The organism is Rhodoferax sp. (assembly GCF_010365055.1).
Lineage (GTDB): Bacteria > Pseudomonadota > Gammaproteobacteria > Burkholderiales > Burkholderiaceae_C > Rhodoferax.
In genome coordinates this window covers 13177-31503 of sequence record NZ_JAAFHA010000041.1, presented here as the reverse complement: position 1 = coordinate 31503, position 18327 = coordinate 13177, and the positions used below count along the sequence as shown (strand labels likewise).

Here is an 18327-nt window from a genome sequence, read left to right as displayed (position 1 = left end):
AAACCTTACCCGTGGTTAAAGGTTCCGCGTGCCATCGCTCGTCGGAAAATCAAGAAACATGGCCACGACTGGAAGCCAAAGTAAGTGCCATTCCCCTTAAGGTTGTCTTCCAGGTAGCGCAGTACATCGGTGGTTTTCTTCTTGACGTTCGTGTTGGCGGTGCCCAGATCAAAGTTGATGGCAGCGGGTGCGATGCCAAACTCATCGAACAGGTCGTAAATGACGGAGCCATCTGCATCCAGAATCACGCCCTTCAAGGCACCCATGCGCAAATGCTCCAGGGTGATGGCGTGCTTGTTTCGCATGGTCTCCAGGTGGCGTGCCATGACACCAGCGATGCTTTCCATCTCGGTCTCCGACCCGAAGGCCCGGATGCCCTGGACTTCTTCTGGCAGCACCACATCGTCATGCGGAATGTGGGGAATCACAAAGGAGCGAACCTTGCGTTTGCCACGGGTGCCGACCGTACCAGGAGAGCCCGGAGGCATGGTGGGCAGCAGGTTGAGCACGCCGTTTTGTTCTTCCACAATCACTTGGCGGGTGCGCACAGGTTTGACCGGAAAGAGGTTCAAAGCCTCCATGCGACCGTAGCGGTTCGGGATGATGTTGATGGCCGAAGTCAGCGCTGCCATCGAAAACGCGGGGGAATTGAAGGGATTGTTCATGGTGGAGAGTCCTAAAAAGTGGGGATCAGGCCGACTGACGAATCAGAATGCCAATCGATGCCAGGGAGGCGATGGCGGCGGCTTTGTGAGCGGTGGTGATTTCCACCGGCCAGATCACAGCGTTGGATGCCACCACGGCATGGCGGTTGAGCAACAAAGCGTCGTCCACTTCGATCAGGCTGGCATCGACATTGCCCAGCAGGATGCCCACTGGGACCTCCGACCCATCGGTGGCAGCGGGATCGAGTGCTTTGAGCTTGCCGGTCAGGGTGTCGCGACCGACCACCGCGCCCAAGCGCAGGTTCTGGCCCGCAGCGACCGTGGCCACTTCGCGGGAATAGTTCAGGCAGTCTTCCTCGTACTTAAGCAAGTCACCCAGATTGGGAGATTCAGAAATAGCGTTCATGGTGATGTCCTTGGGGGTTTTGAGATTCAGGGTTTTTGGGTGAGTCGTTTGACAGCGGCCATCAGGGCACCGGCATCATGGGCATTGCCTGGGTTGGCCTTGAGTGCCGCATCAGGGTGAATGACGGAGGAGATTTCCTCGCTCTGCGCACGCGATGCCAGCAAGGTTTGGCGCACCTGCGTGGAAGTCGCCCCCTGTGCCAAGAACCCGGTGATCCGCTGGCTTTGACCCGCAAGCTGGCAGAGTTCAGCAATCGTGAGCGCCTCGGCTCGGGCGGCCAGGCCTGCTGCGTGACTGGCTGCGGAAATAGCGTCGTTGGCAACGGCTGGATCACCCTGAGCGGGCGCAAAAGGCGCAGTTGGCGCTGCGGGCGCAGCAGGAACAACGGGCGCAGGCAGCGCTTTTGGCTGCTTGCCATCGTCTTCAGTGGTGGTGTCCACTGGTGCCGCTGGAACGGGGGTCGATGCGGGGTCTTGATTCATGTGAATCTCCTTCTGGTTTGAAATATGAGTGGTGGTGAAGGCACTGGCCGTGGTGGAAATCACCCTGGCAGCGCTTTTGTGAATACGCTGGACTGACAGGTAAGCAGAGAATTCCGTCATGGCCTGATCTGGACTGGCCAGTGCATCAGCCAGTCCCGAGCGCACTGCATCGGGTCCGAAGAACAGCCCCGCTTCAGTGGCGCGGATTGCCTTCACGTCGAGCCCCCGCATGGCTGCGACGTGATCAACAAATAGCCCGTAGAGCCGGTCGACTTCCGTTTGCAGCCGAGTCATGGCCGCCTTGTTGATTGGCTCGTGGGGCGACAGGTCGTTCTTCAGGTCACCAGCGGAGATGGCAGTGAATCGGTAACCCTCTCGGGCATCGCGGGCCGACTGATCCACATGCATGGCAATCACGCCAATCGACCCCACTCCGCCGGTCTCGGTGACAAACACTCTGGATGCAGCGCTGGCAATGGCGTAGGCCGCCGAGTACGCACCATCACTGGCAACAGCCCAGACGGGCTTGATCGCATTGATGTCGCGAATTTTTCTGGCCAGATCAAACACCCCACCGGCCTCTCCACCGGGTGAGTCGATGTCCAGCAAAATGCCTGCAACCCCGGGGTCGCGCGCAGCCTCATCGAGCATGTTGGCAATGTCACCGTAGGAGGTCAGGCCGGACTGAGCATCCATGGCCATCGACCGGCGAACCAGCGAGCCATGCACCGGAATCACGGCAATGCCTGCGGCACTCGATGCCAGGCTTTGTGGGGATGCGCGCGCCTGCGGCAGCGCCAGCGCAGTTTGGGATTCCGGCCAGCCGATGCGAGAACCCAGCACCGCCAGGATGATGTCGAGTTTGGTGCGGGCAAGCAGAAGCGGCGTCCCGTACAAACTAGACGCCAAATGTGGCAACAACATGGTCAGTTTCCTTGGGGTTGGGCGTCGGCTGCAGGCTGCACCGGCTGCACTGGCATCGCGGTCGACGCCGACAACTCGTGACGTGGATCCGAGTCAAAGATCAATCCAAGGCCATCGGCACGCGCGTTGTCGGCGGCGATTTCCCGATCTACGTCTTCTGCGTCATAGCCGTTAGCCGATATGGCTTCTGATCGACTCATCAGACCCGAGCGAATCGCCGCCTTCATGGCATCGGCTTCTTTCAAGGGATCCACCCACTGCCAACCCTGCGGTATCCATTTGCAGGCTTGGTAGTCACGCCGCGCGGCCTTGCTTGCAGCAATACTTGAACCGCTGGCGTACCCGGGTAGGTTCAATGCCCCCTCCATCACGGCTTGATCCATCCACGCTTGCCAAATTGGTCGGCACAGCTGGTGCACGATCACGCCGTGCTGCAAAGATTCCACCCTCCGCCTAAATTCCAGCAGACCGGCGCGAATGGACGAATAGTTGACTTGGGTAAGATCTCCAGTGAGCTGCTCATACGTCACGCCCATGGCCGCCGCCACCGCGCGGAACTGCATGCGCAAGAATTCGGAGTACGAACCACCCACATCTGCCGGTTGCGAGAACTTGATGTCTTCGCCTGGCTCCAGAATCTGCATGGTGCCGGGCTCCATGCCTGCCAGAGACACCCCATTGGGGTCTGACAGACCCTCATTGAGCAGGCTATCTTCCGGTGCCAGCCGCGTGACAAAGCCTGCAAACATGGCCGCTGTCTTCTTGCGCACCAGTTCGGCATCGTCATATTGATCCAGGTCGTGCAGCTTCACCAGCGCACGCGCCAGCCACGGCTCACCCCGTATTTGGCCTGGCCGCAAGGGTCGGTACATGTGGATGATCTCAGCTGCGTCGACCCGCACCGTGCTGTTGTCACCATTGCCCGACATGGGTGCGAGGGCTCCGTCCTCGGGGTGCGATCGGTGCAGGTGGTATGCCACACGCTTACCCAAACGGTCAAATTCAATGCCTGCGCGAATCAGGTTTCCGTTCTCAGCCACGGAGTTCATCTGTACGGGCAGGTGCTCAGGCTCCAGAACTTGAATTTGCAGCCCAACGCTCAAAGCGTCTTCGGGTCGGCGATAGCGCAGGCGAAGCAACACTTCACCGCCCTCTAACATGGCCCGGCACGCCATGGCCTGCAGACCGTAAAAGTCGGTCAGACCTGCGGCATCTGCTTCAACCGTCCAATTGCGCCACAGCGTCTGGACCGCCTCGCGCTGCGCGGAGTCTGTCAGCATGGATTGGGGCTTGATGCCCGTGCCGATGGCGTTGGCCACATAGGACTCCAGCGCGGCATTGGCCCAGGCATTGCGGCGCACCAAGTCTCGGCTCTTGGCGCGAAGCTCGGTCTGGTTGAACAGCATGGCGGCCACCGCACCGGGGTTGCCCACTGACCAAGCCATTGCACGCCTGCCGCTGCCAATCCCGTCATAGGTGGGCGTGGTGGTAAAGAGCCGTCTGCGAATTGTTTTGAACCAGCCCATCAGGTGCCCTTGCTTGTATTGATATGGATTTGCCGAGGCGCGCGCGGCCACAAGCCCGTGGCGCTGGCCTGCAAGAACAGCCCCTTTTGCACCTCGCGCAGGGCCAGGCGCAGCTCGTCAACCGAGCGGTACTCGACGGTCTTATCAGCAAAGGTGACCCGGCGCTCGCCCTTAGCCAGGGCAGACTGCAGGGCGTTGACTTGTTCTTCGGTGTAGGCCATGGGTATTCCTTGCTTAGCGCCAGACCGTCAAATTGAGCTCAGTCGTGTCGGAGAACGTGCCTGCCTGGGTGGCGCAGATCACATCGACGAAGACTGCCGTTTTGAGGTCAGCACTCACCCGCGCCGAGGCCAACTTGAACGTGGATGCGCTTCCCTCGTTTCGGGCGAATGCGTTCCAGCAATAGTTGGCATCTAGCATCGCGTTGGTAAACGTCACCCGGTACACGCCCTTGGAGGTGCGAGTAACGCTTCGCACGTTGAAAGCCTTACGCACCACGACTTGATTGCCAACATAGCCAAAGCAGACCCAGGCCTTGGCAACGCCCGGGTGATCAGCGGTGATACGTGAGCGAATCTCTGTTGCCACCGCAGCAGCCAGATCAGCTAAGCGCGTGCTCAAACTCATGATCAGGCGATCAACGCGGCATCGAAGATGGCAACGAAGTCAGTGTTCGTATTGCCAATGTCACTAGATGCCACAGCGCCCATGTTCTGGCGTGCCTGCAACTGCTCGGGTGCCGTGAGGGCCTGAGCCGCATCAAAGCGCACCCGCTTGTCAACGGCTGCCAGCAATGCACTGATTCCCGTCTGGTCGCTCAGGATGGCAGTTTGAAGTTCTTTGAGCGTGTCAAAGGCCGCGTCTGCACCGCCGAGCAAATCGGCCTTGAGTGCATCGAGCAGTGCGGTGATCTTGGACGCCGAGAAGGTCGTGCCCGTTGCCGCAGCATTGGCATCGTTGATAAACGTCGCACCGGACATCGTCGTGATTTGGCTGCGCAACTCATTGATGGCGGAGACCAGATTGGTTTTATCCAAGGTCGACAGATTGGCCAAGGTGCCGATCTCGCCATGGATGGTCTTGAACTCTGCGGCCAGGCGCAGGACCAGGGATTCAACGCGAACTTGCAAACTCATGGAGATGGTCTCACTTTTGGTAAACGAACAAAAAAAAAGAGCACTCAAGGTGCTCGACAAAAAACTACTCTGTCTGTGACTACCGCCGCAGCCAACTGCTTCGGATTACTCTGCGCACGGTTGTCTTGGGCGGCGTTACCTCGCCTGGCAAAGCGACAGAAAATACCGCTTTATCTGGCGCCTCTCGTACCACCGGGCTTGGCTGCAACTGCACTCTTGTAACCCTCAATCCATCTGGATCTGAGAGAAGTTGCCGCTCCAATTCCTGCCAGTGGCGTTCCTCAAACCGGTCCAGTCCACTGGCTGCCGCCGCCGCTCGGGCGTACACATAGCAGTCCAGCGCCTCATTCCTCTCGCGCATCTTTTGCCACTCCCGCTGGGCAAAACCGTTACGGTCTCGCCGGGTGATCAACTGCTCGGCGCAGAGCTGCTGCAGAAATTCGCTATCGACCTTGGGCAAATGCACAAAACCTGTCGGATACAAAGGCGTGGTGCCGTCGCTTGCAACATCGACTCCCTTGCGCAGATTGTTGTAAAACTCCAGCTTGGCAATCGAGCCCACAACGGTGAACACCTTGACGCCTCGGCGAAGGCGTTTGCCGTTGACCGTGGCATCCACTGCCGTCGGTGTTCCCACCAGCGCAGCACCCCGGGCCACGCCCTTGATGGCCATCAGCCTGGGGTCGTGGCAGGAGCGTACAAAGGCATACGCCTCCTGTGTGGCGTAGCCCGTATCCAGGGCGAGTCGCGCCAGAGGTACCAGTGCGCCAGATGCGTGCGTCCAGGACTCACCCAGCAGGCTGGCCAGACCGGTCCAGACTTCGGCGCGTGCCGTGTCGCCCATGATTACCCTGTGCTCAACAAGCCAGGCTTCCTTGCCCCGGCCGAATGCCCAGATGGAAACTTCAATGCGGTCCTTCTGCACGTCGGCACCACCCACCAGCAACATGCCGCCCATGGGAATCGTGCCAACCGCGTAATCTTCCCGGCGCTCCAGCAGCCGCTGCCAGTCCGGTGCTTCACCTTCTTCGACCCAGGTCTCACCCAATTCGGTGTTCTTGAACGTCTTGATGGCCCCGGTGGAGCCCGTCTCTTTGCTAATCGCGCTTTCCCAAGCTCCTGCGATCTCTTTCCAACTGCGCCAACCGACCGGGCTGTACAGGCTCGACAGATGGAATCCCACCGTCTTGCCCGTGTTCTGCGGCGCTGTGGCCTGCCAGCGACCGTTTTCCAGCATCCAGCTTTTATGGTGCTCGGGGATGGGTTGCTCACAGGATTCGCAGACATAGGCCGCCGTCTCAGGTTTGGACCCGTCCGGCCCACGCTGCCAGCGCAACTGCTCGAACCGCAGCCACTGCCGGTGCTCACAATGCGGACAAGGTACAAAGTAGCGACGCTGGTCGGATGCCTCGTACTCGCGCTCAATCGCCGACACGCCCGAGATCGTCGGGGTCGACACGATAAATATCTTGCGCCGGGAAAAGGTTCGCGTTCTGGCTTCGGCCAGCGAGATTGCATCGCCCTCACCTTCCACATCCAGCGGGTAGCCGTCCACCTCATCTAAAAACAGGTAGCGCACCGGCATTGAGCGCAAGCCCACTGCGGAATTCGCGCCGGTCATCACCAGCACACCGCCCCTGAATTCCTTGGCCAGGATGGTGTTGCCCGCATCCCGGCTGCGTGCCGGTGCGATCAGTTCGGCCAGCACGGGCGACTCTTCGATCAGCGGGTCAATGCGCTGCTTGGAATTGCGCTTGGCCATGTCGACCGTGGGCGAGACTGCCATCATGGGGCCCGGGGCATGGTGGATCACGTAGCCGATCCAGTTGTTGCCCATTTCCGTGGCCCCGAGCTGGGCGGCCTTCATGAACACCACCCGCTCCACCGGCGAGGTGGGCGACAAACAGTCCATGATGTCCTTGAGGTACGGCGTGCGGCTGGTGCGCCAGCGACCCGGCTCAGCCGACGCTTTGGAGGACAGCATGCGGTGCCGGTCGGACCACTCCGAGACAGACAGCAGCGGGTCGGGCGTCAGGCCTTCGCGCCAAGCGCGGTCAATCTCAACAGCGCCTTCGTAATGATCAGTCGTATTTGATTGCATTGCATTTCAGTCCACTCGTGGTCGCATGTCACCGAGCTCCTGCAAGTGCTCACGAACCGCGTTTTCCAGTGCGATGTGCATGGGGTGCGGATCCAGCCCCAACTTGACCGCCATCTCTGCCGATACGCGTGCGGGCCAGTTCAACCAGGCATCGCGTTCAGACCTTGCCAACTTGAATACATGGGCGATGGCCTGTGGGCGGTCCACCAACTCACCTTTGAGTCTTGCCAGGCGCACCTTGTTGGTTTGCGCCTTGACTACTTCATTGACAGTGCGCGCCTGTAAGAGCGATGTACCACCACCACCACCACCACCACCACCACCTCCGCCGCCGTTGCTGCCACCTGAATTGCTGCCTTGACTTGCTGATGAACCAGATCCGATGGAGTCTTCCGTCGAACCCGATGCCACTCCGGCAGCGGATACGTCGCCCTGTGGAAATTTGACGGTCACCGCCTTTTGCTTGGTTCCCTGTCTTGGCGAGTCCGTGTTGCGATCCCACTCCAGGTCGGCGCGGTTTGCGTCGACCGTGCCATCAGGCTCTGGCGTTATGCGTCCGCTTCGGATGGCCTTGTGGACGGCAGTGTCTGTGACCCCGCGATGACGGGCGTAGGCGCGAATCGATAGTCCCATGGGGTAGGTTTGTGGTTTTCATGAAGGATGCGCATTGCGTCGGTGGCATCAGGCAGAGATGCAAAGTTGCAGACGATTGCTTTGTTGGTTTAAAGCAAAAAAAAGATTCAAAAAATGATCGAAATTGACTTGGCTTTACAAGCAGACAGCGCGTTACTAGAGGCATCGCAACCAACACAGTAAAGGACAAACCTCATGACCACCATCAACAGCATCCTCGCCGAGATCGCCCGTCGCCACCTCAGCATCGAAACCCTGGAGACCCGCAACGCAGACAGCCTCGACTTTTATGACACCGCCGTCTGGTGTGTGCGTGACGCATTGGAGGCGGCCTTTAAAGCAGGCGCTGTACTGGGCGCATCCATGACCAAGCCGACAGAGTCAGAGATTGCCAACACATAAACAAACACCCCAAGCCAAGCAAAAACCGCTTGGCTTGTCCTGCAAACAGCGCTTTCATTGCACCAACTCAACCACCAACCCAAGGAAAAATCATGGCCTCCACCCAACTCACCACAACCCAAACCCAAGTCCTGCAACATGCGCTGGATCACAACGACGGGCGCATTGACTGGTTCCCCGAGGGCGTCAAGGGCGGCGCGCGCAAGAAGGTGCTCGACGGCCTGTTCAACCGCGCACTGATCACCCCGTCGGGAGACGACTGGGTGGTCGCTGCCGAGGGCTACGACGCCCTTAGCTGCTCCCGGCCAGGTGTTGGGGCAATTACCCCAGAGCCGGAAATCGTGGCCACTGTGGCCAAACAAACGCCTTGTGAGCACGCAGACACCGGAGCCAGCCAAGTCCTGGCCGACGAGATCGACTGCCAAGACCCAACTGATGCGGAAATTGCTCTCAGCAACGACATCGACCCGGAGATCGAAGCCGCTGTTTGCGCCATTGAGGACGCAGCACGCGCCCAAGCAAAGGTGCCCCGTACCCGCGAGAACAGTAAGCAGGCCACCGTGATCAGCATGCTCAAACGAGCCGAGGGCGCAACCATTGCGCAGATCTGCGATGCAACCAGCTGGCAAGCACACACCGTGCGCGGCACCTTTGCCGGAGCGTTCAAGAAGAAACTGGGGCTCAACATCACCTCAGACAAAACCCAAGGTGGAACACGAACCTACCGGGTGGCATAAAAAAGATTCAAAAAGAAGTCAGATTCAGCTTGGCTTCTCAATCAAACAGAGCGTCACTACAAGCATCTCAACACACCAACCGGAGATTGATATGACCAACGCAATACTGACCCTTGCCACCCAGAATGAAGATTTTGGCTTTTGGGGCACCATGCAAGAAAATGCCGAGGCACCCTGGTCGCTTGCCATGCCAGCCATTGGCCAGTCCACCCAATGCGATCCCGAGCAAGTCAGGGCCTTCCTGGATAGCCGCCACGGACGCCACTTTGCAGACGACGTCAACAATGCACTGTTTTTGGGTAGCAATTTGCAAGATGCCATCGACCAGGCCATCCAGCGTTGGATGACCTGGTCAATCAGCAGCCAGACCAGCAAGCAATATGGCATCCCCAAGGGCCTGCCTTACCTCACCGGGTTTGTGGTGCAAGCCGCCATCGACGAAGAACTCACCGCCTGACGCAAGCGCAGGGTCTCAAACACCCTGCGCAAGAAGAAACTACGCACCAGCGACACGCCGGTGAACACCAGACCAATCAGCAGGTTCTGGTTCAGGCTGGCATGCAAGCCAAACAGCGGGAACACCAGCATTTGCGTGACCACGGCCACCCCGTAGCCAACCACCACGTTGGCAATTGACTCCACCAACGACATCCAGCGGGACTGTTTCACGATGCAGTCTCCACGGCTTGGGGCTCTACCGCCAGAGTTGTTCCGGCACAGTCGTCGAATAATTTTCCATCAGACTCACGGGTGGCTTGTTTGCCAGTCCAGTCCTGCCAGCGCCGCACGATCACATCCACATACTTCGGGTCAAGTTCAATCATGCGCGCCAGACGCTGGGTTTTCTCGGCAGCGATCACGGTGGTGCCAGAGCCGCCAAAGGGATCCATCACCGTGTCGCCGGGCTTGCTGGAGTTGCGAATGGCACGCTCCACCAGTTCCACTGGCTTCATGGTCGGGTGCAAATCGTTCTTGTGGGGCTTCTTGATCTGCCAGACATCACTCTGGTCGCGGTCGCCACACCAATGGTGTTTTCCACCCTCGGCCCAACCGTACAGAATCGGTTCGTACTGGCGCTGGTAGTCAGAGCGCCCCATGGTGAAGGTGTTCTTGGCCCAGATGATAAAAGTTGACCACTTGCCACCGGCATCCCGAAATGCTTTCTGCAGCACGTCAAGCTCGCTCGACGACATGGAAATGTAGATGGCACCCTCGCAGCGCGCCACCGTCGGTATCATCGCCGCCAGCAGAAAATCGTAAAACCCGGCGCCCAGGTTGTCGTTGAGGATCGGGCGATCTATGCCCCGCATCTTGTCTTTGGCGCTGTTGGCGTAATCGACGTTGTAGGGCGGGTCCATGAAAACCATGTTCACGTTGTCCTCACCAAGCAACTGCGCGTAGCACTGCGCATCGGTAGAGTCACCGCACAGCACACGGTGGCCACCGAGCAGCCACACGTCGCCAGGGCGCGAGATCGCGGCACCCAGCACCTCGGGTGCCATGTCGTCATCCGTTTGGCCTGACGCGCCACCTTCCTCACCCTCGAACAGATCGGCCAGTGCGTCCACGTCAAAGCCGGTGAGCGACAGATCGAAATCATCATCGCGCAGTGCATCGAGTTCCACCCTCAACATGGCTTCGTCCCAACCGGCGTTCTCAGCAATTCGGTTGTCGGCGATAACCAGTGCACGGCGCTGGGTTGGGGTCAGGTGATCCAGCACCACGACCGGAACCAGTTCCAAGCCCAGTTTGTGAGCAGCTGCCAAGCGGCCATGCCCGGCGACGATGGTGCCATCAGAGCCAGCAAGTACCGGGTTGGTAAATCCAAACTCCACAATGCTGGCTGCAATCTGTGCCACCTGCGCGTCCGAATGGGTTCGGGCATTTCTGGCGTAGGGCAGCAACTTGGCGGTTGGCCACTGCTCGATTTTGTTGGCGAACCATGACGCGCTCATACGGTTGTCTCCAGCTGTGCGGACTCAACCTCAAGACTTGATGTGGGTTGATGCACCCCTAGGCGTTCCGCTTCAACCTCGGCAAAGCTCTGACCCGTCGCCAGCAAGGTCACCGGTACACCAAGGAAGTTTTGCTGGAACCGCTTGATCGCCACATCGACGTACTCCGGTGCGATTTCCACGGCACGGCACAGGCGACCGGTTTTCTGGGCCGCCAGGATCATCGTGCCACTGCCACAAAACGGTTCGAACACGATGTCGCCAGTGTCCGAGTAGGCGTTCAGCACAAATTCAGGAAGCGCCACCGGGAATACCGCTGGGTGGTCGATGTCCTGACCAATCTTTCCCTTGTGACGCATGACGCGGATCACGGAATCTGGAATCTTGCTGTCCTGCGTGGGCTGACCCTTGTGGGCCCAGCCGCCCACTTCACCCTCCCGGCTACGCATCGCAGTGGAGGATCCGTCGGCACGCAGATGCGACTCCTGGCCAGCATGCCTGCAGGGCACTGTCTTGTTGGGCCTGCGGCTTTGGCGGTTGAAATGGAAAATGAATTCAAAGCTCGGTGCCAGTCGTCCGGACCAGTCACCCGGCATGCCGGGGCCCTGGTCCCAGACGTACCATGCAAATCGCCGCCAGCCTTGTGTTCGCATCCAACCAAGCCAGCCATCCCAATAGGGGACGACTTCGTTGTCGCGGTGGATCAATCCGAGGTTGACCAGCACCTGGCCATCAGGGGCCATTGGCACGTTGCCGAATACCCCGCGCACCAGAGCGTCCCAATCATGGATACCCCCGCTGGTGTAATCCCGCTGGTTGCCATAGGGTGGCGAGGTAAAACAAAGCGTGGCCAGCGCACCGTCCATCAGCTCGGATACAACTCTGGCGTTGGCCGAATCGCCGCAAATCAGTCGGTGCTCACCAAGCGCCCAAACGTCACCAGCGCGTGCCACTGGATTGACTGGTGCCTGCGGTACATCGTCTTGCGCACCTGCTTCAGCAGGGGCATCGCTGTCGTCTTTAGTTTCCGATTGCTCACCACCAGGCTCGCCATCAAGATTTTGCAGAGCTTCAATCTCCAAGTCGTCCAAGCCAGTGAGCGCCAGATCGAAGCCATCCTGTGTCAACTCAGCGATTTCCAGTGCCAGCATGTCTTCGTCCCAGCCAGCATCCAGGGCCAAGCGGTTGTCGGAGATCACATAAGCGCGCTTTTGCGTGGGCGACAAGTGGCCTAGTTCAATCACCGGCACCTCCGTCAGCCCCAACATGCGGGCAGCAGCCAGTCGGCCGTGGCCAGCCAGGATGCCGTTCTCGCCATCGGCAAGGATTGGGTTTGTCCAGCCGTACTCGACGATGCTGGCTGCGATCTTGGCAATCTGCTCGGCATTGTGGGTGCGCGGATTCCGGGCGTAAGGGATCAATGCCTCGACCTGGCGGTACTCGATGTTGAGTTTGATGGCTTGTGGCATGGGCAATTTGGACAACAAAAAACCCGCCGACGTATCAAACGTGAGCGGGCTGTAAAAGGTAATTCGATCTGGTGGTCAGCGTTCAGTGCAAACCTTGGGGTGCAAACCTGGCGGGGTGCAAACCCCTGCAAACCTCGGTTTGCATTCAGTCGCTAGAGCAATGCAGCGCTGTTCCCCCCCGCATAGGATTTTGGCGAGGAAGGACCCCTCGAATCCGTCGGCTGCGTCGGCTGTGTCAGATTCAGTCTGCGAGACTCGATCGCCTCTCGCTTTGAACCCTTCATCGCCACACCATAGAACGAATATTAGCCCAAAGGCGGTGATTTGTTGCAGCCCAAAACACGGTAAAAAAGGACAAACACCCGAAGCCGTGGACAGTTGCGCCACGCCTTACCCTGCGTGCCCATTGGCTTCGGAAGTATTTGCAAGCGTGGCGCATTCAAATCACTGCTTTTTGACTGTGTTGAGCCGGTCTGCCACTGCTTGAATGGCCTTTTGCCAGCGCCGCCATGCGGTTGTGCGGTCACAGGCAAAGCGGGTGCAGACATCGCGCCAGCCATAGCGCTTGGCACGCATCCAGACCAGGTGCCGTTGATCGAGTTCAAGCCACTGCACCCAGTGCATGACCTCAAGCATGGCATCAACCTCAACCGGACTGGGTTGGAAGTGCATCTTGGGACGCTCGTCGGCTGACATGCGCTCCCACTCGGTGCGCACGATCATGGGCCAGACCGTGAAGTAACCCTGCACACGCACGGGTGGGAGCCTGCGTGCTGTGCAGGCCGCTTCCTCAAAGCGATTGGCCACGTCTTCAATCGTCCAGTTGGTCTTGGTGTCAGCCATGGCGTTTGTCTCCCTGACCAAACAGCCGCTCGCCGATGCGTTTGACAAACGCCTGCTCAATGAAGTCCAGCCGTGAGTCCGTCTCACTGACCACCAGGATATGCTGCTCACGCCAGCCATTGCGTTTGACGGCCTCCAGGTCAGTGACCTGGGGCTGCAGACGACCCAGCGGGCATTGGTAGCGTTGGGGTGTGATCTTCATGTCATGCCTCCTGTGTATCGATGGCCCAGCCCAACAGGGCCAGGGCGTCTGCTTCGTTGTCGTCGGTGACCGGATGGCCCTTGGCACGCATGGCGGCAATGACCTCAGCTTTGCCTGCGTTGCCTTTGCCGGTGGCGTGCTTCTTGATCGTGCCCACCGGTATGCCCTGGTAGGGCACGTTGTGGTGCTCGCACCAAGTGGTCAGAGTGGCCATGAGGCCGCCGTAAACATGGGCCGCATCCACTCCACTGTGGCGACGTACCTCCTCAAAGTAGACCGAGTGGATTTCACTGGCTGCGCCCTGTATTTCCGAGAGCCAGCGTTTGAACCGCAGGTAGCGCATACCACCGCCTTCGAAGCGTTGGGGCTTGAAGCTCACGAAGCCATGGGCGATTTGGCCGTCGCGAGCACGCAGTGCCCAGCCAGTGGTGGTGCCCAGGTCCAGGGCCAGTGTGGTGGTTTTCATTTTGCAGCTCCGCTTTTCAACGCGATGCCACGATAGGCACGGACATTTCCCGCACTGATGACGCATCGATGCAAGCCAAGGTAACCAAGCGCAACTGACAGACGGCGCGCAGTTGAGCAACAGCAATCGTTGACATCACTCCATTGCAACCAGTCAGCATGTAGGTCAGCGAAGCTTGTCACCGACCGATCACTCATCACGCAGTTGTTCTGTAGCCACCGCTGCATAGCGCGAGCAGTGCCTTTACCCAGTACGAAAGCATCTTCAAGATTGTTCATTTTTCACTCCAATGCATAGCCAGTTTTTTTCTCAATTCATGAGTCCGACGCAGCCGACGCTGCCTACGGTTACCTTCCGTAACCTGCGCGTCATGCCTCACGTGTGAGGAACTAAGCTTGGGCAAAGTCGGCTGCGTCGGATTGCTGTTTTGACTGACGTAGCCGACACACGCGACGCAGCTTTTGTGCATCCATGTCTGCGTCGGCAGCGTCAGTGGATGGACGCTCTTTTCGTGCGTCGGCATGTCAGTTGTCCGCATAGGGCGTGTAACTGGGGCGCGTTTGTTCTTTCAAACCCACGCCCTGATACCCCCGCAAGCCCACCGAGTTGCGCCATTTCTCCAACCCGCGGGTGAGCAGCAGATCGGAGAATCGCCGCTGAGGGCCGACAAACTCACCCGCAGCCTCGGCCCACTGCTTCCAGTCAGTGAACAGTTCTGTGGTGAGTGACTTGGCGCTGGGCACTCGCACGCAGCGTTCCTCAAGCCAACGACCCAAGGCGTCCTCAGCCTCGAAATACTCCTTGGTGGCACTGACGACGCTATCAGGCAGTGACAACCCCTCGCGCTGCCAGGCCAAGCAGCCCTGAACGCCCCACTCAAAGATGGCATTGCGCTCGACCAGCAACTTGTTCTGCAGATCCTTGTCGCGCTTTTCTGGCGGCACGGTGATCGTGAACGGAATCAAGTGCAGCCGCCTGCGCATGGCCTCATCAATGTTGCGAATGGCAGGCTTGTGGTTGCCAGCGATCACCAGCTTGAACTGCGGCAGATAGGTAAAGAAGTCCTGACGCATGAAGCGCGCAGAGACCCGGTCGCCGCCGGTGATCTCCTTGATCTTCGATTCATTCCAGCGCCGCCCTTGTTCAGTCTCGGTGGCACCCACAAAGCGTGCGCCGCGCAGGCCTGCCAGATCGGTCGGATGGCGGTCGCCCCTGGACTCCATGAAGGTGTCCATCGGCGCGTTGGCTGCGTAGTCGCCCAAGATCGTAAACAGCGTGTTCACAAACACCGACTTACCGTTCGCACCGGTCCCGTACAAAAAGAACAGTGCATGCTCTTGGGTGGAGCCTGTCAGGCAGTAGCCGAAAACCTTTTGCAGATAGGCGATCTGCGTTGCATCGCCTGCGGTCACGTCCGACAGAAAGGCCATCCAGGTCGGGCATGTGCTGCCACTCTGCAGTGTGGCAGTGCAGATCTTGGTCATGCGGTCGCTGCGCTGATGCTCTCGCATGCGACCAGTGCGCAAGTCGATCACACCGCCAGGGGTGTTGAGCAGCCAGAGGTCTGCATCCCACTCATCTGTGGTGCCTGCATGCCTGCGGTCGGCCCGGGCCAGACGTTCAACGCCGCCAATGGTGCTGGCACCAGCCAATTTGGCTGCGGTTTTGGGACTCGCGGCCTTGAGTGAAGCGTACCGACAGACGTGGCGTACCAGGTCCGATGCTGCCAAAGTGTCCTCACTGCGCCAGCGAAGTCCGTCCCACATCTGCCACTTACCCCACGCCGCAACGTAGCGCCAGTCATTTTTGTAGCGCCGCGTGAAAGTTAACGCCAGCGCATCTTCAGTGCCCCAAACTGCCGTATCGCCACTCGCACCACCCTCATCAAGCGACTGTGGAAGATCGCTTTCAACTGCTGCTTCTGCGTCCGCTGGCGACTGCAAGTGCAGGCGGGGGCCATTGGCCAGAAAGGCAGCCACATCGAACCCCTGAAAAATAGCATCGGCCGCGTCCCATCCATCAGGTTTATCTTCGGGCGGATACAGAATGGCGCAGGACAGCGCCCCTGCGTCCAGCACCGCTTGGGCAGCCCGGTCGGCATACTCCCAGCCCGCCTTGTCCTTGTCTGGCCAGATCAGCACATGCTTTTCCGAGAGTGGCTTCCAGTCCGTTTTATCGACCGGCGCATTGGCACCGTGCATGGCCGTTGTGGCCACAATCCCGGCATCGATCAGGGCTTGGGCACACTTTTCACCTTCAACCAGAATCACCTGATCTGCCTTGATCAACCCGGGCTGGTTGTACAGCGGTCGGGGATCGGGCGGGGCCATCTTGCGTTTGCGCGCATCCCAGGGTCGGAACTCCTTGCGCTGGCCCGTTGGGTCGTAGCGGTAGACGACAGCGATGAGTTTGCCAGTGGCGTCCAGGTAGTCCCACTTGGCGGTGGCGGGTCCGAGGTCGTCGATTGGGGCAGCCAGTTTGGCCTTGCGAACCGGTGCGGTGTGCGCGCGACCGAGCAGATCAGACGCACCGACCATGACCCGGGCGAAGTCAGACTGGACGTTGGCACCGAGGTGGGCGGCGATCAGGTCAAAAATGTCACCGCCATCGCCCGTGGCGCGATCGGTCCACAAACCGGCCTTCTCGCCATCGAGCACCACCTCCAAGCTGTCGCCGGGGCTGCCCATCACATCACCCACCAGAAAGTTGCCGCGACGCTTCTTTCCAGCCGGGAACATCGTGCCCAAGATGGATTCAAGGCGACCCAGCAAGGCCGTGCGGATTTCGTTGCGTTCTGCCTCCCGGCCATGCGGAGATGCCTCAAGCGAGCCTGGGAGTTCGTTGAAATCAAGCATGAGGCACCCCCGTATCAGATTGACCACAGTCCAGCTCGCCAGGATCACTGCAATGGTCATGCGCTTTGACCGCTTGGTTGCTGGAAGCCCAGGTGTGCAATTCAGACATTCGGTAGCGAACCAGACCGCCAATCAGGTAATGTGGGATGCGGTACTTCGCTCGCATGGCCGGGTCGCTAAACCAATAAAGCGGCAAGCGCAGTGCGACGCTGGACAGTTTGGCGTCGATCATCAATTCGGGCCCGGTGTCTGCAGGGGTCTGGGGTGATGGGTTTTCATGGTTCATTTCTTGGTACTCCAGCAACGCTCTGCCCATGAGCAGAACTTGCATTCAAAGTGGGTGGGATCAGTGAAAGAGCGCGGCAACAACTCACCGGCCTCGGTGGCACGAATCACAAGCGCACCCCGGTCCGACATGCGCTGCGCCAGCGCCGCATCAAAGGGCACCAGCTCGGCGTAGATTTCCATCGTGTCGGCGTTCACGGCCGTGAACAGCGCCGGATGCTGATGCAAGGTCAGATAGGTCTGGTACAGCGCAAGTTGGGCGGCGTAGATGGGTTTGGAGACTGCCAGCTTGTTCTTCTGCAGATCGCGCCAGGACTTGCTGTTGAGACATTTGTTTTCCCACAGCGCCGGGTAGGAAAAGCCTTCAGGGCCACCGATGAGCACGCCATCGACATGCCCCTTGAGCCGTCCTTTGGCCGTTGAGAAACCAAACTGGCGACCGTTGGCATCCTCAGTCTTGAGAATGAAACCCGCCAATCGCAGCCATCGAATCACCATGTCCTCCGTGCGGTGGCCACGCTCAAAGATACGCAAAATGCGACCGGAGAATTCCTTGCCTGTATCCACCGGTGCCTTGGCGTACTCAAACTGCAGTTGGCGTTCGCACGCCGCCCCCAGTCTGGACGCACCAAGATAGGCACGCGGTGTTTGTGCCTGGTTCTCGGCCTGCATGGCAGGGTCGATCAGGGACTCGATGCGCTCGGACAGGCTGGCAGACGCGTTGAAATCAAGCATCAGCTCACCTCCCATGGCAAGTCGTTTTCCATATCGGCAAACGGGTTCTCGACCAGGGGCACACCGGGTCGCATCGGGTCTTCCTCCATTGGCGTGCCTGTCGTGCGCACGCTGGGGAATTTCAGGCGCTCGTGCTGAGCCGCCATCTCGGCCACAAAGGCTGTGACGATGGCCTCGATCACTGACAGGGCCTGCTCTTGCGAATAGGCCCCCAGGGGCACATCAAATCCAACGGTGCTTGCAGCGTCACCAAAGGATTTCAGACAGACGCGCATGGCTGCACGCTCCAGGGGAGTTGCATCAAGCACGGCATCCTCCGGTGGCAAATCCTTGTCCAACGCACGCGTCCAGGATCCGTAGAGCGAGTGAAAGGCGTTCTGGCACCGACTGGAACAAAACACCCAGTCGATGGGATAGCGCCTGCGGTCGCCGATGGGAAAGCGGTTGTCGCTGTGACCGCTGCCCCTGGCTTGTCGTGAACAGACCCAGCATTTCATGGGGGTCT

The 18327-nt window shown here is 59.3% G+C and carries 22 protein-coding genes and 1 pseudogene; 3 read left to right on the top strand and 20 right to left on the bottom strand.

Translation table 11 applies throughout. From position 1 onward, the window contains the following. Nucleotides 1–92 precede the first annotated feature (92 nt). The 9 genes and pseudogenes from GZ093_RS11200 to GZ093_RS11160 form a co-directional block, all read right to left on the bottom strand. Nucleotides 93–665, bottom strand: a pseudogene (locus GZ093_RS11200) (major capsid protein); the annotation flags it as partial. A 25-nt stretch (nucleotides 666–690) separates the two neighbouring features. Beyond that, nucleotides 691–1071, bottom strand: a complete 381-nt coding sequence (locus tag GZ093_RS11195; protein WP_296485928.1) for a head decoration protein — start codon at nucleotides 1069–1071, stop codon at nucleotides 691–693. A gap of 26 nt (nucleotides 1072–1097) precedes the next feature. Beyond that, on the bottom strand, nucleotides 1098–2477 hold the full coding sequence (locus GZ093_RS11190) for a S49 family peptidase (protein ID WP_296485927.1): 1380 nt from the start codon (nucleotides 2475–2477) through the stop codon (nucleotides 1098–1100). 2 nt (nucleotides 2478–2479) lie between these two features. Next, entirely contained in the window at nucleotides 2480–4003 is a 1524-nt protein-coding gene (locus GZ093_RS11185; protein WP_296485926.1) for a phage portal protein, read from the bottom strand. Beyond that, complete coding sequence (locus GZ093_RS11180) at nucleotides 4003–4224, bottom strand: hypothetical protein (RefSeq protein ID WP_296485925.1); 222 nt, start codon at nucleotides 4222–4224, stop codon at nucleotides 4003–4005. Before GZ093_RS11180 ends, GZ093_RS11185 begins: the two co-directional genes overlap by 1 nt. A 13-nt stretch (nucleotides 4225–4237) precedes the next feature. After that, nucleotides 4238–4630, bottom strand: a complete 393-nt coding sequence (locus tag GZ093_RS11175; protein WP_296485923.1) for a hypothetical protein — start codon at nucleotides 4628–4630, stop codon at nucleotides 4238–4240. Nucleotides 4631–4632: 2 nt separating this feature from the next. After that, nucleotides 4633–5139: a hypothetical protein gene (locus GZ093_RS11170; RefSeq protein ID WP_296485922.1), complete on the bottom strand. Its 507-nt coding sequence runs from the start codon at nucleotides 5137–5139 to the stop codon at nucleotides 4633–4635. A 79-nt stretch (nucleotides 5140–5218) separates the two neighbouring features. Continuing rightward, complete coding sequence (locus GZ093_RS11165) at nucleotides 5219–7240, bottom strand: phage terminase large subunit family protein (protein WP_296485920.1); 2022 nt, start codon at nucleotides 7238–7240, stop codon at nucleotides 5219–5221. A 6-nt stretch (nucleotides 7241–7246) separates the two neighbouring features. After that, complete coding sequence (locus GZ093_RS11160; protein WP_296485919.1) at nucleotides 7247–7873, bottom strand: elements of external origin; 627 nt, start codon at nucleotides 7871–7873, stop codon at nucleotides 7247–7249. A gap of 195 nt (nucleotides 7874–8068) precedes the next feature. Here GZ093_RS11160 and GZ093_RS11155 point away from each other — a divergent pair, with 195 nt between their 5' ends. The 3 genes from GZ093_RS11155 to GZ093_RS11145 all read left to right on the top strand — a co-directional run bounded on the left by GZ093_RS11155 (nucleotide 8069) and on the right by GZ093_RS11145 (nucleotide 9469). Beyond that, nucleotides 8069–8275 carry a hypothetical protein gene (locus GZ093_RS11155; RefSeq protein WP_296485917.1) on the top strand — a complete coding sequence of 69 codons (207 nt, stop codon included), beginning with the start codon at nucleotides 8069–8071 and terminating at the stop codon, nucleotides 8273–8275. Between the two features lie 92 nt (nucleotides 8276–8367). Further along, the gene (locus GZ093_RS11150) at nucleotides 8368–9012 is read left to right on the top strand and encodes a DUF3489 domain-containing protein (RefSeq protein WP_296485915.1); all 645 of its coding nucleotides are present in this window, start codon (nucleotides 8368–8370) and stop codon (nucleotides 9010–9012) included. A gap of 91 nt (nucleotides 9013–9103) precedes the next feature. Then, nucleotides 9104–9469: a hypothetical protein gene (locus tag GZ093_RS11145; protein WP_296485914.1), complete on the top strand. Its 366-nt coding sequence runs from the start codon at nucleotides 9104–9106 to the stop codon at nucleotides 9467–9469. Here GZ093_RS11145 and GZ093_RS11140 read toward each other — a convergent pair. The 11 genes from GZ093_RS11140 to GZ093_RS11090 all read right to left on the bottom strand — a co-directional run bounded on the left by GZ093_RS11140 (nucleotide 9415) and on the right by GZ093_RS11090 (nucleotide 18319). After that, complete coding sequence (locus GZ093_RS11140; RefSeq protein WP_296485910.1) at nucleotides 9415–9681, bottom strand: hypothetical protein; 267 nt, start codon at nucleotides 9679–9681, stop codon at nucleotides 9415–9417. The genes GZ093_RS11145 and GZ093_RS11140 overlap by 55 nt on opposite strands. Beyond that, the gene (locus GZ093_RS11135) at nucleotides 9678–10967 is read right to left on the bottom strand and encodes a site-specific DNA-methyltransferase (RefSeq protein ID WP_296485908.1); all 1290 of its coding nucleotides are present in this window, start codon (nucleotides 10965–10967) and stop codon (nucleotides 9678–9680) included. The genes GZ093_RS11140 and GZ093_RS11135 overlap by 4 nt, the downstream gene beginning before the upstream one ends. After that, nucleotides 10964–12436: a site-specific DNA-methyltransferase gene (locus GZ093_RS11130; RefSeq protein WP_296485906.1), complete on the bottom strand. Its 1473-nt coding sequence runs from the start codon at nucleotides 12434–12436 to the stop codon at nucleotides 10964–10966. Before GZ093_RS11130 ends, GZ093_RS11135 begins: the two co-directional genes overlap by 4 nt. Nucleotides 12437–12880: 444 nt before the next feature. Then, nucleotides 12881–13279 carry a DUF6362 family protein gene (locus tag GZ093_RS11125; RefSeq protein WP_296485903.1) on the bottom strand — a complete coding sequence of 133 codons (399 nt, stop codon included), beginning with the start codon at nucleotides 13277–13279 and terminating at the stop codon, nucleotides 12881–12883. Further along, entirely contained in the window at nucleotides 13272–13481 is a 210-nt protein-coding gene (locus tag GZ093_RS11120; RefSeq protein WP_296485901.1) for a hypothetical protein, read from the bottom strand. The genes GZ093_RS11125 and GZ093_RS11120 overlap by 8 nt, the downstream gene beginning before the upstream one ends. Nucleotide 13482: 1 nt before the next feature. Continuing rightward, nucleotides 13483–13947, bottom strand: a complete 465-nt coding sequence (locus GZ093_RS11115; RefSeq protein ID WP_296485899.1) for a hypothetical protein — start codon at nucleotides 13945–13947, stop codon at nucleotides 13483–13485. Then, nucleotides 13944–14225, bottom strand: coding sequence for a hypothetical protein (locus GZ093_RS11110; protein ID WP_296485897.1), 282 nt, complete (start codon nucleotides 14223–14225; stop codon nucleotides 13944–13946). Before GZ093_RS11110 ends, GZ093_RS11115 begins: the two co-directional genes overlap by 4 nt. 246 nt (nucleotides 14226–14471) lie before the next feature. Then, nucleotides 14472–16802: a phage/plasmid primase, P4 family gene (locus tag GZ093_RS11105; RefSeq protein WP_296485895.1), complete on the bottom strand. Its 2331-nt coding sequence runs from the start codon at nucleotides 16800–16802 to the stop codon at nucleotides 14472–14474. Next, nucleotides 16795–17088, bottom strand: a complete 294-nt coding sequence (locus GZ093_RS11100; RefSeq protein ID WP_296485893.1) for a hypothetical protein — start codon at nucleotides 17086–17088, stop codon at nucleotides 16795–16797. The genes GZ093_RS11105 and GZ093_RS11100 overlap by 8 nt, the downstream gene beginning before the upstream one ends. Continuing rightward, complete coding sequence (locus tag GZ093_RS11095; protein WP_296485891.1) at nucleotides 17085–17822, bottom strand: hypothetical protein; 738 nt, start codon at nucleotides 17820–17822, stop codon at nucleotides 17085–17087. The genes GZ093_RS11100 and GZ093_RS11095 overlap by 4 nt, the downstream gene beginning before the upstream one ends. Next, the gene (locus GZ093_RS11090) at nucleotides 17822–18319 is read right to left on the bottom strand and encodes a DUF6511 domain-containing protein (RefSeq protein ID WP_296485889.1); all 498 of its coding nucleotides are present in this window, start codon (nucleotides 18317–18319) and stop codon (nucleotides 17822–17824) included. Before GZ093_RS11090 ends, GZ093_RS11095 begins: the two co-directional genes overlap by 1 nt. Between the last annotated feature and the right edge of the window lie 8 nt (nucleotides 18320–18327).